This window comes from Proteus terrae (genome assembly GCF_003144325.1).
GTDB classification, from domain to species: Bacteria; Pseudomonadota; Gammaproteobacteria; order Enterobacterales; family Enterobacteriaceae; genus Proteus; species Proteus terrae.
Window position 1 is genome coordinate 53,650 of the sequence record NZ_PENS01000009.1, and the last position, 16,729, is coordinate 70,378.

Genomic DNA, 16,729 nt, shown 5'->3' on the forward strand with positions numbered 1-16,729 from the left:
TGAATAAAGGATAAGATTATCCTTTATTCATGTCAACTCAACTTTAATGCAGATAATAGACGTCTAGCAAAGCTTTCATCATTAAATTTAGTAATAGTATTTTTTATTTCATTATGTGAAGGTAATAAACGCCCATCAATAATACTTTGCAAATAATTAGCTAAGCTATCTACATCTTTTACAGGGTAAAGTAATCCGTTAGATTCAGGAGTTATAATATCTTCGGGACCAGTTGAACAATCAGAACTAATACAAAACACACCATGAGCGGATGCTTCACATAATACCATTGGAAACCCTTCATTTGCAGATGTTAAAACTAATGCTGAGGTATGCTTAATATTTTCTTTAATATACATCCATGCATTCTTTTTCCAACCATGCCAATTTATATTAGATATTATATTTAATTCTAATGCCAAATATTTTAAATACTCAGCATCTTTTCCATCACCAATAATATCAAGGCGCCAATTTCCTTTTAATTTAGCGAGTGCATAAAATAATTCATTAATATTTTTTGGATCATCAGCAATTAATCTTCCAATATATAAGAATCTTATATTCTTATCCCGGGTAATGGTAATATTACTTTCTCCAACTGGATTATAAATAGTGAATATTTTATCTTTTCCTATCCCCATATCAATCATCTGCCGAGCAATACCTGAGCTAATTGATAAATGATAATCAGCCTTGTGTAAGTAAACTGACTTATATAAATTTTGCAATGAAAAGTGTATCCATGAATAAATCATTACATTGCTTCGCGCAATTTTTCTCGCTAAATTAGCTATATAACAACATACAGTATCATAAGAAATAATTATATTTGGCTTCTCTTTTTTGATAACTTTCGCTAATTGTATAGCATAACCAACTCTTCTTAACTTAGTATTTTTTATCTTTGAAGATAATCGTCTATATCTGTGAGCAGTTAACCATTCATCATTAACTTGATTGTTATTTTCATTAAAAAAAATAAACTCCGCGCTAATGCCATGAGAATCGAATATGCCTATGGATTTCTTAAAAACAGTCTCCATACCACCAAATCCGCCTAAATTAAAACCAATAATTAATACTTTTTTCATTATAGAAAACAAGCCAACTCAAAGAATATTTATTAATTATATTAAAACTATACAACTATTACTATTTTAACAAACAAAAGAGCAAAAAAAAGCCCCTCTCCAGAGGGGCTGCAAAAGACAGGGATGGTGTCTATGGCAAGGAAAAAACTTCGTTGTTGCTACTTACTCTCTAACTAGGTACATCTTTACTACACTCTTACTCAACTACTTACTAATTAGTTACGTGTGTCAAAATCTGACATTTGCTGTTGGTAATTCTTTTCCAACTGCGCTTTCTGTTCTGGGGTTAACAACTGATACATCTGATTATGGACTTTTGCCATTTCTACATGGCGTTCAATTGCTTGTTTGTCCATATCTTGCATTTGTGCTCTTACTGCTGCTTCATCAAATTGAGGTGCTGTCACTAATTTGTGCATATTCTCATGACGTTGACGGTAATTTCCGTTATATCTGTCTTGATGATGCTGGCGCATTAAATCGCGCATTTGAGTACGCTGTTGCTCAGTTAATGTGATACCGTTAAACATACGTGATTCGGCATAACCGCGATCCATCATATGTCCACCGTTGTTCATCATATGACCGCGCTGTCCGCGGTGGCCTCGGTAATCACGGTCACCATGCATACCATAGCCATAATCACAGTGATAATTGCCATTATATTGTTGCTCAGTAGGCGGATTAGTGTTGGCTGTTTCGGCTAACACGACCGACGGAGCTGCTAAAAACATTGATGCTAGTGCAACTACTGCTACTTTACGCATTGCTTCACTCCTAATTCGGTAAATTAATACCGACTAAATTAATACGAACTCAATGTGCATAATTCATATATATAATTCATATGTGTAATTCTTTGCTATGTGGATTACTATACCGTTGCGGCTGCAAACTAGCGTCAGAGCGTGTAAAAGAACGTAAAGTCATAGATTCGCGCTATTTATTATCGTATTTTTCTCTTGGAGGAATTGACGAATGCATAAAATCTTATTAGTGGATGACGATCGCGAATTAACATCGCTATTGAAAGAACTGCTTGAAATGGAAGGCTTTAATGTTGTAATCGCCTCTGATGGCGAACAAGCACTTAAACTTTTGGATGCTTCTATCGACCTGTTATTACTGGATATTATGATGCCACGGAAAAACGGGATTGAGACACTCAAAGAGTTACGCCAAAATTTCCAGACACCTGTCATTATGTTAACGGCAAGAGGCAGTGATCTTGACCGAGTACTTGGCTTAGAGCTAGGTGCTGATGACTATTTACCAAAACCTTTTAATGATAGAGAACTGGTTGCTCGTATCAGAGCTATTTTGCGTCGTTCTAACTGGAGCGAACAAAAACAGACCGACAACAATACATCTCCAACATTACAGGTCGATAAATTACAACTTAATCCTGGTCGCCAAGAAGCAAGTTTTGATAATGAACCACTAGAGTTAACAGGAACGGAGTTTACTTTGCTTTATCTACTTGCTCAGCACTTAGGGCAAGTCGTATCACGCGAACATCTAAGCCAAGAAGTTCTTGGTAAACGCTTAACGCCGTTTGATAGAGCGATTGATATGCATATTTCCAATTTACGCCGTAAATTACCAGAAAGAACAGATGGACAACCTTGGTTTAAAACTTTACGTGGCCGCGGTTATCTGATGGTTTCAATAACTTGATAAATATTCTTTATGATAAATAGTCTGTCAGCGCGCATTTTCGCAATATTCTGGCTGACGCTAGCATTAGTTCTTGTGCTAGTTATGATGGTTCCAAAGCTGGACTCGCGCCAGCTTACCCCTCTTTTAGAGAGTGAATACCGTCAAGGCGTTATGCTAGAACAACATATCGAAGCTGAATTAGCGCAAGATCCCGCTAATGATCTCCTTTGGTGGCGTCGATTAATTCGTGCCATTGATAAATGGGCTCCCCCTGGTCAGCGCTTAATTATTGTTACGAGTGAAGGCCGTATCATTGGTGCTCAACGTAATGAGATGCAGGTTGTCAGAAACTTTATTGGTCAATCTGATAACGCAGATCACCCTAAAAAGAAAAAATACGGTCGTTCTGAGATGTTAGGGCCATTCTCTGTCAGAGATGGTGAAGATCATTACCAACTTTACCTCGTACGTCCTTCAAGTAGCCCTCAATCTGACTTTATCAACTTATTATTTGATAAGCCGTTATTGCTACTGATATTCACCATGCTTATCAGCACACCATTATTAGTATGGCTTTCTTGGAGCTTAGCGAAACCTGCAAGACAGCTTAAAAATGCAGCTGATGATGTCGCAAAAGGCAACCTACGCCCTCATCCTGAACTAGAGACTGGCCCGCAAGAGTTTTTAGCCGCAGGTACTAGCTTTAATCAGATGATAAGCGCACTCGAACGTATGGTTGAAGCACAACAACGCTTAATTTCTGATATTTCTCACGAGTTACGAACACCATTAACACGCTTACAATTAGCAAGCGCACTGTTACGTCGTCGTAGTGGAGAAAGTAAAGAGCTAGAGCGTATTGAAACTGAAACTCAGCGCCTTGATGGCATGATTAATGATTTACTAGTACTTTCACGCAACCAACATAAAAACGAGTTATTGCGCGAAACAGTAAAAGCCAACGAGCTGTGGGATGACATTTTAGATAATGCGAAATTTGAGGCTGAACAGAGTAATAAGACGCTACAAGTGACAACACCTCCGGGAGCATGGCCTATCTACTGCAATCCATATTCACTTGCTAGTGCATTTGAAAATATTGTTCGGAATGCCTTACGTTATTCAAATTCTCGCATTGAAGTTGCCTTTACTGAACAAAATCAAGGTATCACTATTATTGTTGATGATGATGGCCCGGGTGTTAGCCCAGAAGATAGAGAGCATATCTTCCGACCATTCTATCGCACTGATGAAGCAAGAGATCGCGAATCAGGTGGTACAGGCTTAGGGTTAGCTATTGTAGAAACAGCCGTAAGCCAACATCGAGGCCATGTTAAAGCCGATGACAGCCCATTAGGTGGGTTAAGGGTTGAGATTTGGTTGCCGAGGGCAGGAAAATAATCCTAATACCAATTGAATTTTATTAAATTACATAAGAAACCACTGGTCATTCAAATCTTATGATTAGTGGTTTTATTTTCATATTATCTGTAAATACAGTTTTTCATTTCAATAGTTTCTTACTGAAGAACATAATCAGATAACTATCATTTCCAAATATATTGTTTATTACACTTTTATCACTAAATCAACAGGCTATCTAATACTACATACTAATAATAATTAGGATAAGCAATGTATTACCACATTTCGTAAAGCTCGCTTTAAGACTAATATATTTACATTGTGTATAATAACAAAACTATATACATCATGAACTCTGGGTACTTTCCCAGTGCGGTAGCTATACTTTTCCTTTAGAGAAAATGTTTATGAATACGATAACAGTCACAAGCCCATTGTTCCCTCCATTAGAAACTTTAGAACCTTATTTAAAAGATATATGGGATAAAAAATGGCTAACGAATAATGGGTATTACCATCAATGCCTTGAAAACGCGCTTTGTGAATACCTAGATGTCCCTTATATCAGTTTATACTCGAATGGAACATTAGCCTTAATAGCTGCAATCAATGTATTAGAACTTAAAGGAGAGGTGATAACGACACCATATAGTTTTGTTGCAACAAGTCATTCTCTATTACACAGTAATATCTCTCCTGTCTTTGTTGATATCGAACCAGATACCTATAATATTGATCCAAGTAAAATAGAAGCCGCAATCACAGATAAAACAAGTGCAATTTTACCTGTTCATGTTTATGGTCGACCATGTAATTATGAAGCAATACAAAAAATTGCAGATAAGTATAATATTCCTGTCATTTATGATGCAGCTCATGCCTTTGGTGTTAAAGAGAATAACCAATCAATATTAAAAAAAGGTGATCTATCTATTTTAAGTTTTCACGCAACTAAAACTTACTCTACCATCGAAGGGGGAGCCATTATTTGTCACACCAAAGAAATGAAAGAAAAACTCGATAGATATAAAAACTTTGGTTACACAAATGAAACAGTAATTGACGAATTAGGCTTCAATGCAAAACTCAATGAAGTACAAGCAGCATTTGGCCTAGCTACATTAAATTATATCGATGAAGCAATAGATAAAAGAAAAAAAGTCTCTGAGTTTTATCACTCTCATTTAAGTAATATGCCTGGCATTACCCTACCTAATATACCAGCAAGCTTAAGATGGAATTATTCTTACTATCCTATAATAATAGATAAAAATAAATATGGAAAAACAAGAGATGAGCTTTATCTAAAATTAAAAGATAATAATATAATAAGCCGTCGATATTTTTATCCATTAATCACTGATTTTAATATTTACAAACAATATAAAGTAGAAACACCAATAGCAAAAAAAATATCTGAAAATGTTATTTGCCTACCAATTCATCACTTATTAATTGATGACGACTTAAATAGAATTATAAAAATTATTAAAAGTTAAAAATGATAATAAATAAATTAAAATCACCTCTCCCTGAAAAAGAGATAATCGATAAATGGAGCTCTGAAGAGGTTATCGTCAGTGTAATATGTTGCACATATAATCAAGAAAAGTATATAGAAGATACTATACTTGGCGTACTTTGCCAAGACACAACTTATAGATATGAATTTATTATACATGATGATTGCTCTACAGATTCAACATCAAATATAATAAAAAAATATACAGATAACTACCCTAATATCATCAAACATATCATTCCACCTAAAAATATTTATTCGCAAGGTTTAAAACCTTCAATTAATGCTCTATCCTTTTCTAAAGGGAGTTATATAGCATTATGTGAAGGAGATGATTTTTGGATAGATAATAAAAAGCTTGAAAAACAAATAAATATTTTAGAAAAAAACAAAGATATTAATATTTGCTTTAGTTCTGCTCACACATTAGAACAAGATGGAAAAATAAATGTAATAGCTAATTATAGTAAAACTTCATTTATTACACCTTTATCTGAAGTTATTAAACAAGGTGGCTCATATATGCCTACAGCATCACTTGTATTTAGACGTAATGTAGCATTAGAATTTAAAAAATATTTTGAGAAAGCACCAGTTGGTGATTATTATTATCAAATATTAGGTAGTATCAACAATGGAGCATTTTACTTACCAGATACTACATGTGTATATCGAATTAATGCTTTAGGATCATGGTCTCTCTCAAAATTAACAATCAACGAAGAAAAATTAAAAAAAGAACTAATTGAACACGAAAAATACCTTACAAAATTAATAACACTAGGTGCAAATAGAGAAGATATAAATTTTGCAATCTCTAGTATATATAGAGTAAGCGCTAATGAATCTTTTATAGCAAAAAAATGGAAACTCGCTAAACTCCTTATAGAAAAATCTTGGATTCTTCATAAAAACATCGATCGAACTCAACAAAAATTATATAAATATAGAAATCATTTAAGGATTTTACATATCCGAGAGAAAATAAAGATGATAACAAAGATAATTATAAATAAACAATAAAAAGGAAGTTATACACAATGACTTTAGCTATAATGCAACCATATTTATTTCCATACATTGGATATTACCAATTAGCTTATCATAGTGATATATTTATATTTTACGATGATGTTAATTATATTAAGAGTGGCTATATAAATAGAAATAATATTTTAACAAAAAATGGTCCTCAATTATTCACGCTTCCTGTAATAAAAGCATCCAGCTTCAAAAAAATCAACGAATTATATTTTCAAGAAGATGTTAGAAAAATATTAGCATCAATATCACAAGCATACTCTAAAGCTCCCTATTTTTCTTTCATATATCCTATAATTGAAAAAGTACTAACAGATAAAAATAGAAATGTTGCTCATATAGCATCAAGTTCAATAATTGAAATTTTTAAGTATTTAGAAATTGATTTTAAATACAACTATTCATCATTGATGAATAACAATAAAAATATGAATGCTCAAGATAAATTGATAGAGTTTTGTAAAATTTATAATTGTAGAAACTATGTAAATAGTGTAGGAGGAAAGAAACTCTATAATAAAGAGGAATTTTTATCTAATGGTATAAATCTTAAATTCATCATGCCAGAAAATGTTCACTATATACAATATAATTGTGAATCATACCAACAAAATTTATCTATAATAGATGTATTAATGAATAATTCAAAACTTGAAGTTAAAACTTTATTAAATAAATATTTATTAGATTAAGGCTCTTATTTTATGAAAAAAGAAATAGGTGGCTATTTTGAATTAGAGCCTTTAGTTAATAAACCTTGGTATAAAAATAATATAAGATTAAATAGCGGAAGGTCAGCTTTATTATTATTAATTAATATATATAATATCAAAAAACTACTTTTACCCTATTTTTTATGTAATAGCGTAAAAGAGTATTTACATAAAAACATACCAAATATAAAAATAAACTACTATCATATCGATAGTAATTTCTTACCTATTATTGAAAAAGTAGAAAATTCATTTCTATATATTGTAAACTACTATGGATTTATTTCTAATGAAACCATATTAAAATATAAAAACAAATATAATAATATTATAATTGATAACACACAGGCTTTTTTTCAACCGCCTATATCTAATGTGCCTACATTATACTCTTGTAGAAAATACTTTGGTATTCCTGATGGTGCTTATTTATTTTGCAATAAAATGATTAGTGATTCCTTTAATAAAAACAAAATAAAGGATGATCTAATTCCACTAATAGGAAGAGCCGAAGAATGTGCAAGTAATTATTATAAACAGCATATTAATTGTGAAGTGAAAATTGCCAACATTCCTATACAGTCTATGTCTAAATTTTCAGAAAATATACTTGGCGCAATCGATTATGAAAAAACAATAATAAAAAGAAATACTAATTTTTCTTACTTATACAAAAATTTAGCATGCATTAATAGCCTTGAAATATTAAAAAGCACAATTCCTGATGCACCTTTTTGCTACCCTTTATTAATAAATGATTCAGATAATTTAAAACAACACTTAATTAAAAATAAAATATACATACCCACAATATGGCCTAATATATTAGAGGAATGTGATAAAAGTAGCATTGAATATAACTACACTAAAAACATACTTCCGATCCCTTGTGACCAACGATATGATATTAGCGATATGAACATTATCATAGATGTAATCACTAAATATAAGGTATAATCTAATGAAAAAAATAATAATATTTGGAGCTACTGGTAATGTTGGCTCCTACCTAACCCGTTATTGTTCAGATTTTTTTAACGAGAATAATTTTGAAATTATTGCGGTTGGTAGTCGTGAAACTAATACTTTTGATGCATATAATATAAAATATATTAGTGTTGATATTACAAACTCAGCTGATTTTGAAAAATTACCTACTGATAATATTCATGCTGTTATGCTTTTAGCAGCAAAAATCCCATCTTATATGGATGAGTATGACCCTCATGAGTATTTAAATGTAAATATCATGGGTGCTTTTAACGTATTAGAATATTGCAGAAAAGTTAAAGCTGATAGAATTCTTTATACTCAAACTGTTTTCGACATATCATTACATGCAGGAGAAAATATTACTTTATCGCCTGACTTAGAAAAGAATTTTGATTATAAAGGTGATCATGCCGTCTATGTTATTTCAAAAAATACTGCTTTAGAATTAATTGAGCATTATCATCAAGAATATAATCTTAAAAAATTTATTTTTAGGTTACCTACTATATATAATTACAGCCCATATCATTATTATTTTCCAAATGGAAAAAAAGCTAAAAGACCTTTATACCAAATGATAGAAAAAGCAGAAAAAGGTGAAGATATCGAATTATGGGGAAACCCAAATTACGCTAAAGATATGGTTTATGTTGATGACTTTAGCCAGATGCTATGTAAAGCAACATTAGTGAATAGAAACGAAGGTTTTTATAATATAGGTACAGGTATTCCTATTACACTCCAGAAACAGATAGAAACTATCATTGATGTTTTTTCTCCTCCAGAAAAAAAATCAAAAATCATTTATATGCCAAATAAACCATATGGTGGCGGCTTTCTAATGGATGTATCAAATGCTAAAGAAGAGCTAGGCTATGAGCCACAATATGATTGTAAAAAACTATTTGAAGCTTACAAAGCTGAAATGGACCTAAAAAGATTCGACGAGCTTCGTAAGAAATAAATATTATTGATTCAACCTCTACTGCCATCTACTTACACTGTATTTATATTATTGATAGTAATATTTAGATGGCAGCCTATTTTTCTAGACTATCCTTTCACCTTACCCTTCGAGGTACCTATTTTCGAGTACCAATTTGTCAAGAAATAGAGTAACAAAACTTCTACATTGATATATAGCACTATTTATTAGAAAAGAGGCAGCATGTTCTCTTTGTTATCACCTAACGATGCAATTCAGAATGATCTGTCTGAATCGACCGCTATTCCAGTATTTATATATCCTCAATCAATGGTAAAATACCCAGCTATTACTTGACCGTCTGGTTTGAAGAGTCTACTCTCAGTGCGGTTTTTAGCATATTGATAAAGTATGCTTATATAATTAAACCCTTATATTACAGATAGATAAGGGTTTATAAAAATGAATTTTGGCGCTCTGGGGGCCGTAAACCCAGTGCGGTAGCTTTGTACATAATAAAATAAATACTACTATGCCAGTAAAGAAAAATTTTTTTATCCTATTCATATTAGCATTCAGTACATTTGCTGGTGCATTTATGAGTTTTATCTTTCAAACTATTGTAGCTAGAAATTTATCACCAACTGAATTTGGCTTTTTTTCTGCCACTAATACTTTGATTTTAACTGTTTCTCCACTTTGTGGTTTTGGAGTAGCTCAATTTATTTTAAAATCGTTTGCAAATTATGGCATATATGCGAAAAATTTTTTACCTATAATAAGATCATTTATATTTAAAACCACAGCACTAGTAATATCATCTATAATACTTTATCTTTTTTTATTTCATAATGGAATTGATCTTACTTTATCTTTATTAATGTTATTTATGATCATTCCTATACTTTTAACTGAAGTTACAAGTTGTTTATTTCAACTGGAAAGAAATTATATTAAACTAGCGTTAACTCAATCGATTATAAATTGGATAAAACCAATTATTCTATTAATTAGTATATGTTTTTTTAGTAAGAATATAAACACTGTGGTTATTAGTATTTTTATATCATCTATAATAGCATCAATACTACTTTATCCGTCTACAATACGTTTTTTCTTAGGAAGAATAAATTTAGAAAACTATAACTTCACATTACCTCCACAAAAAAACATAACTATTAAGAATGTAATAATTGATTCCATTCCCTTCGGAATGTCTGGCTTTCTTTATTTAATCTACTTTCAACTAAATATTCTTTTATTAAAATTAATATCAAGTTCTTTAGATGCAGGGATATATAGTGTTGCATTTATAATAATATCAGCGACAACTTTGATTCCAAACATTATATACCAGAAATTCTTATTACCAAAGTTACATGTATGGGCTTATCATGAATATGAAAAGTTAAAAAAAGTATATTTCCTAGGAAATATACTAATGCTTACATTAGGGATGGTAATCGCTATAAGTATATATTTTCTAGCCCCATTAATTATTAACAATATCTTTGGTGAAAGATATCACGAGTCAATAATTATTTTAAAATACTTATCTTTCTGCATACCTTTTTATTATATATCAAGTAATGCAGGTGCTATTCTAAACACAAGAAATCTTATTTCTATTAAAATAAAATGCATGGGAATAACTGCTATATATAGTGTAATATCAAATATTATTTTTATTTATACTATGGGGATTTTGGGTGGTGTTTTATCCACACTAACAAGCAATATTTTATTAATGTTTTTATATATAGTAGCGAATAATAAACATATGTTAAAGGAACCAAATGTCTGATAAAATATCAATAAAAACAGTTATTGAAAATAATTTTTGCATTGGATGTGGTAGTTGCTGTTACAAAAAAAACAGCAATATGAAAATTGACAGTAACTTATTATTAACTCCTGACAAAATACATTTTGATTTAGAATCAAATAATATCTGTCCAATTATTTCTAATGTAGATGAAAGTGCTCTTGCGATAAAACGTCATTCAAATATAGAAAATATAAAGCATGATGAAAAATTAGGATATTATTTAGATAATTTTGCTGGTTATATAAATAATGACGTATTAAGAGAAAAATCAAGTTCAGGTGGTTTAACAACTTGGATAATAGAAAAACTATTTGAACAGGATTTAATTGATGGAGTTATTCATGTTGGTAAATCTGAAGATAAGAATAATACTTTTGGATATAAAATATCTAATAACATTGAAGAATTGAGAGAAAATAGAAAATCTCGCTATTATCCAACTCATTTTGATTTGGCTTTAGAAAAAATTGATTTCCAAAAAAGATATGCTTTTATTGGAATACCTTGTTATATAAAAGCAATTAGACTATTAATGGAAAAAAATCCTGAATTAAAAAATTCTATTATTTTTCTTATCGGTATTTTTTGTGGACATTTAAAGTCTCAGGCATTTTCAAAAATATTGGGTTGGCAATTAAATATTCCACCTGATGAATTAATAGATATTGATTTTCGTGTAAAAAACAAAAGTGGCGCTGCTAGTTATTATAGTGTAGAGGCCTCCTCATCTACAAAAAAGAAATTATCCTTAAACAATAAGCTATATGGAACAGATTGGGGACTTGGTCTATTTAAACCTAAAGCATGTGATTGGTGTGATGATATCACCGCTGAAACAGCAGATATAGCATTCGGTGATGCTTGGTTGCCTGAATATGTAAATGACCCTCTTGGTACTAACATTCTGGTTGTCAGACACCCAGTTTTATTAGAAATATTAAAAACTGGAAAAGAACAAAAAAATATAACTTTAAATAAGTTAGATAAAAATGACATCATTAAATCACAATCTGGTAATTACAGACATCGCAGAGAAGGAATTATAGCTAGAAATAAATTTTATGCTCATGAGAACCTATGGCACCCTCAAAAAAGAATATTTAAAGAAACTCCTCCATTAACAAAAATTAGATATGCAATCTATATAGAAAGATATAAAATATCCCAATCCTCTCACGAGATTTTTAAAAATAATTTAGACTCTGGAAATATATTTAAATTCTTATACCAAATGACAAGACAAGAGTTAAAATATAGGAAACTGAATAAACAATTAATAAAAACATTAGTTAAATATTTCATATACAATATAAGAATTTTAAAAAATAGGATTTATTAAACATGAATATTGGTCTAGTAACTTTAACTCCAAATATAAATTATGGTGGTACATTACAATGTTTCGCACTATATAGTTATTTAAAACAGCAAGGACACTCTGTCACTTTATTAAATATAACTCCAGAATTAAAAAAAACAAGAAAAATAATAATAAGCCTACTTGAAAACCTTCCATTTATTGATATAAAAAACATAAAAAATATAAAACTACAAAAAAAATTTCATTCAAATTGGATTGAATCTAACATTCCTGATAAAAGTAAAGAATTAAGAACATTAGAGGATATTAATAATATAATAGAACAGTATGATTTTGATGCGTTAATTGTCGGGAGTGATCAAGTTTGGCGTTGGGAATATATAAACAATCCCATATATAAAGCCTATTTTTTAAACTTTAAAACAAAGAAAAAAATAAAAAAAATATCTTATGCCGCATCTTTCGGAAAAGGAGAATGGGGAAATAATAATAATATTTTAGAAATTAGTAGCTTTCTTGCTGATTTTAAAGCTATATCTGTTAGAGAAAAATCAGGCATAAAAATATGTCAAAAAACATTCAATCTTAATATGCCTATTGTTCATACTTTAGATCCAACATTGTTAATTAATAAATCTATATATAATAAATTTATAAAAAAAATAGATACACCTTTTGTATTAAGTTATATTCTTGACCAAAATGATCAATTGGATGATTTGATAAATGAATTTAAAAACATTGATATTATTGACATATATAAAAATAAAAAATTATTATCTATAAATGAATGGTTAAGCTTATTTAATAATTCAAAATATATAATAACTGATTCTTTTCATGGTATGGTTTTTTCTATTATTTTTAATAAAAATTTTACTGTCATTATTAATGAAAAGAGAGGTGCTGATAGATTTTTATCTCTACTGAAAGAATTAGGACTGATGGATAGAATTATATACTCAGCTACTATATCAAATAAAGAAAAACTAATTAAAAATATAGAAAAACCTATAGATTATGAAGTAATTAACAATAAATTACTAGAGCTAAAAATAAAATCAGAAAATTTTATTTTGAGTGCATTGAATGATGAATAATATATATTTTAGTGTTGTTATACCTCTATACAATAAACAAGAGTCTATTTTAAGAGCAATTGATTCTGTTTTAAAACAAAGCTATGTTTATTTTGAGCTAATTATTATTAATGATGGCTCAACAGATAATAGTAAGAAGGTTATTGATGATAACGTATCTGATTCAAGGGTAAAAATTTTTGATCAATCTAATTCAGGTGTATCTATAACTAGAAATAACGGTATAAAAAAATCAAAATATAATTATGTATGTTTATTGGATGCAGATGATACATGGTCACCAAACTTTCTCAATGAAATAAAAAAACTAGTAAATCAAGATCCTAATTGTAGTTTATATAGTACACGTTACAAGGAAATTTATCCTTGTGGTAAAGAATTTATTGGTAAGTTATCCTTAGCAAAAAATCATTTTGGTATTGTACACAACTTCTATGCGGCTTATGCTCGAAGCCGCTCTTTAATCCACTCATCATCTGTCTGTATTAATAAATCAATAATGGAAAAAGTTAGTTATTTTCCTGAAAATATAAAATTAGGTGAAGATATATTTACTTGGTTAAAACTTGCTGAAAATAATGATGTAAGTTTTTCATCCACCATATGCTCAACAGTTCATAGAGATGCAGAAAATAGAACAAATACGCATACATCGTTAGATGTTCTTTATCATATTAAATATTATCTATCTAATGATGGATTAAAAATAATTAATAAATTAGATATAAAAAAGAGAAATCAACTTCTACAATTTTTGTATCGAAATTTATTTGTAAATGCAATATATTCATTATCTAAAAAAAATAAATATGTTTTTAAAAGTTATTGTGAAATTATCAAAAAACATAATTTATGTCTATTTTTTATATTAAAGGGAATTGAAATATTACTTCCAATAAAAATCATCAATTCTTTGGCTAATATTAGAAATAAATTACAAAATGAATAATGCTTATTATGAACACTAAAAATATTTTTTTATTTATACCTTTTTCTTTTTTGCCTTTCTCTCCATTACTAACATTTTTAAGTAGTATCATATTATTACTTTTTTCATCAAAATTAACCTATAATAAAGAAAGAATTATATTAAGTTTATTCTGTATATATAGTTTATTATTCATTGTTGCCTCTCGTTCATATATAGATGAATTAGAACATGACCTTTCACACTATTACTTAGTATATAAAAATTTAGGTGATGGAAACATTAATGAGCTATTTGGTTTTGGTAATGGATTAGAAATTGGCTGGCCTATATTATATGGAAGCATCTCATTTTTTTTCCCTAATTTAACACCTATCGGAATAGCTATAATAAATTCTAGTATATGTTGTATCTTATTTCTTATATGGCTTGAAAAATATGGCTATGCCTTTTTTCACTGCAAAAATAAATCAATAGCAGCTGCCTTTGTGTTTACTTTCTTGAGTGTTCAAACCTTTGGTTATTTAGAAAGACAAGCTATTTCTACTGTATTTATTTTATTTGCAATATCTACGAATAAATATAAGTCTCTTGTCTATACTATACTTGCAACTTCATTTCACTTAACAGCAATTCCATTAGTAATTCTATATAAATTAACTCTTAGTAGGTATATAACTCAAGTAAAATTACTCTCCTTTTTTATAATAATAATAATTTTTAGATTATTCTATCAATCCATTTTGGAAAATCTTTTTATTTTCAAAGAAATATTACCAGTGCTAGGAAAGTTAAATTATTATATTATTACATTTAATGATTTTAAAATAACATCATATAGATTTATGATTCTTGTATTTCCTTTACTACTATCTATATTATTCTTATTGCGAAAAGAGAAAGAAACATATCATATTCATAAATTCATCGCTGTTAATTCATTTTTATATATATCTTTTATAGGTATTCCTTTACTTCCTGAACGAATAAATTTTTCTTTACTTTATCTATATGGCCTTTTTGTATACTTTTTATTTTATAAAAATTATAAAGAATTAACTTTCTTTTTCTTAATTATTTATATTTTATTTTTTATTTTAGAAAAAACCAATATTTTAAACAATGGCATTAATCAATTTTGGATTCGTTATCCTATTATTGATTTATCTCCTTTCTATTATTTTACTTTTTAATAATTATGAAAAAACTAGCATTTATTATAACAAAATCTGAAGTGGGTGGAGCTCAAACTTGGGTTTCAGAGTTATATAAATATTTAAATCAATATTTTGATATTTATCTTATTACATCAGAAAAAGGCTGGTTGACTGAAGGAATCAATCAACCTAAAAAAACCATCCTTATTCCTGAGCTTTTATCATTAAAAAAGCCTATTACTATTTTAAAAATAGCTAATATTTTAAGAGAAAATAAAATAGATATAGTTATATCTAATTCAGCTAGTGCGGGTATTTATTCTCGATTATCAAGAGTTATATATAAACATAAGCATATATATGTTAGCCATGGTTGGTCATGTTTATATAATGGTGGAAAATTTAGCCATATTTTTTGTTTTATAGAGAAAATTTTATCGTATTTTTGTGATACTATCCTGTGTGTATCAAATAAAGATAAAGAAAATGCAATACAAAGGATAGGAATAAACCCCAAAAAAATATCAGTAATTTCAAATAGAACCATTCCTAAGCAACAAAAATTAGTCGTAAATAAAAGAAAAAAAATATTGTTCATAGGCCGTATGGTATATCCTAAAAGACCGGATTTACTTTTATCTATTTCTAGCCATTTTCCAGATATGGATTTCTTTTTTATCGGTGATGGTCCATTACTTGAAAAAGTATCTCAACACTATAATAATTATGCTAATGTTTTTTTTCTTGGTAATATTAATAACTTTTCAGCTCATCATGAATACGATATTTTTGTTTTATGTTCTGATAGCGAAGGTTTACCAATGTCAGCTATTGAATCTGGTTCTGCTGGTCTTCCTATGATATTAAGCAATGTGGGTGGTTGTCATGAATTAATATATACTGAAAATAATATATCTAATGGAGTCTTGATCAATAATAATGAAAAAGATTTAATAGATGCTCTTAATACGATTAATAATAATTACTCTGACTATCTACATTTCTCACAAAAAATAAGAGTTAATTATAATATCGAGAATATAATTCAAGATTATATTAACTTAATTTCTAAATAACTATATC

General features: G+C 29.1%; 15 protein-coding genes. 13 read left to right on the top strand and 2 right to left on the bottom strand.

Translation table 11 applies throughout. The features are described from left to right. Nucleotides 1–32: 32 nt before the first annotated feature. Together DK857_RS10260 and cpxP are read right to left on the bottom strand one after the other, a co-directional pair. A complete protein-coding gene (locus DK857_RS10260) occupies nt 33–1,094 on the bottom strand; it encodes a glycosyltransferase (protein ID WP_109402113.1) in 1,062 nt (353 codons plus the stop codon). A 215-nt stretch (nt 1,095–1,309) separates the two neighbouring features. Beyond that, nucleotides 1,310–1,861, bottom strand: a complete 552-nt coding sequence (gene cpxP, locus DK857_RS10265) for a cell-envelope stress modulator CpxP (protein WP_109402114.1) — start codon at nt 1,859–1,861, stop codon at nt 1,310–1,312. A 211-nt stretch (nt 1,862–2,072) separates the two neighbouring features. Between cpxP and cpxR the strand changes: the two genes are divergently transcribed. The 13 genes from cpxR (at nt 2,073) to DK857_RS10330 (ending at nt 16,722) form a co-directional block, all read left to right on the top strand. After that, a complete protein-coding gene (gene cpxR / locus DK857_RS10270) occupies nt 2,073–2,771 on the top strand; it encodes an envelope stress response regulator transcription factor CpxR (protein ID WP_099659475.1) in 699 nt (232 codons plus the stop codon). Between the two features lie 12 nt (nt 2,772–2,783). After that, entirely contained in the window at nt 2,784–4,154 is a 1,371-nt protein-coding gene (cpxA, locus tag DK857_RS10275) for an envelope stress sensor histidine kinase CpxA (protein ID WP_109402115.1), read from the top strand. Nucleotides 4,155–4,525: 371 nt separating this feature from the next. Continuing rightward, nucleotides 4,526–5,617: a DegT/DnrJ/EryC1/StrS family aminotransferase gene (locus tag DK857_RS10280; RefSeq protein WP_109402116.1), complete on the top strand. Its 1,092-nt coding sequence runs from the start codon at nt 4,526–4,528 to the stop codon at nt 5,615–5,617. A gap of 2 nt (nt 5,618–5,619) precedes the next feature. Beyond that, on the top strand, nt 5,620–6,663 hold the full coding sequence (locus DK857_RS10285; RefSeq protein ID WP_109402117.1) for a glycosyltransferase: 1,044 nt from the start codon (nt 5,620–5,622) through the stop codon (nt 6,661–6,663). Nucleotides 6,664–6,680: 17 nt separating this feature from the next. Continuing rightward, nucleotides 6,681–7,373 carry a WbqC family protein gene (locus DK857_RS10290; RefSeq protein ID WP_109402118.1) on the top strand — a complete coding sequence of 231 codons (693 nt, stop codon included), beginning with the start codon at nt 6,681–6,683 and terminating at the stop codon, nt 7,371–7,373. Nucleotides 7,374–7,385: 12 nt separating this feature from the next. Beyond that, nucleotides 7,386–8,351: a hypothetical protein gene (locus DK857_RS10295; protein ID WP_109402119.1), complete on the top strand. Its 966-nt coding sequence runs from the start codon at nt 7,386–7,388 to the stop codon at nt 8,349–8,351. A gap of 4 nt (nt 8,352–8,355) precedes the next feature. Beyond that, nucleotides 8,356–9,351 (top strand): NAD-dependent epimerase/dehydratase family protein, encoded by a 996-nt coding sequence (locus tag DK857_RS10300; protein WP_109402120.1) that lies wholly within the window; start codon nt 8,356–8,358, stop codon nt 9,349–9,351. 493 nt (nt 9,352–9,844) lie between these two features. Next, nucleotides 9,845–11,116, top strand: a complete 1,272-nt coding sequence (locus DK857_RS10305) for an oligosaccharide flippase family protein (RefSeq protein ID WP_109402121.1) — start codon at nt 9,845–9,847, stop codon at nt 11,114–11,116. Next, complete coding sequence (locus DK857_RS10310; RefSeq protein WP_109402122.1) at nt 11,109–12,479, top strand: Coenzyme F420 hydrogenase/dehydrogenase, beta subunit C-terminal domain; 1,371 nt, start codon at nt 11,109–11,111, stop codon at nt 12,477–12,479. The genes DK857_RS10305 and DK857_RS10310 overlap by 8 nt, the downstream gene beginning before the upstream one ends. A 2-nt stretch (nt 12,480–12,481) precedes the next feature. Continuing rightward, nucleotides 12,482–13,561 carry a polysaccharide pyruvyl transferase family protein gene (locus tag DK857_RS10315; protein WP_109402123.1) on the top strand — a complete coding sequence of 360 codons (1,080 nt, stop codon included), beginning with the start codon at nt 12,482–12,484 and terminating at the stop codon, nt 13,559–13,561. Continuing rightward, nucleotides 13,551–14,510 carry a glycosyltransferase family 2 protein gene (locus tag DK857_RS10320; protein WP_109402124.1) on the top strand — a complete coding sequence of 320 codons (960 nt, stop codon included), beginning with the start codon at nt 13,551–13,553 and terminating at the stop codon, nt 14,508–14,510. The genes DK857_RS10315 and DK857_RS10320 overlap by 11 nt, the downstream gene beginning before the upstream one ends. Before the next feature lie 8 nt (nt 14,511–14,518). Beyond that, nucleotides 14,519–15,682, top strand: coding sequence for an EpsG family protein (locus tag DK857_RS10325; RefSeq protein WP_157957603.1), 1,164 nt, complete (start codon nt 14,519–14,521; stop codon nt 15,680–15,682). Nucleotides 15,683–15,687: 5 nt separating this feature from the next. Beyond that, the gene (locus tag DK857_RS10330; RefSeq protein ID WP_109402126.1) at nt 15,688–16,722 is read left to right on the top strand and encodes a glycosyltransferase; all 1,035 of its coding nucleotides are present in this window, start codon (nt 15,688–15,690) and stop codon (nt 16,720–16,722) included. Nucleotides 16,723–16,729: the final 7 nt, after the last annotated feature.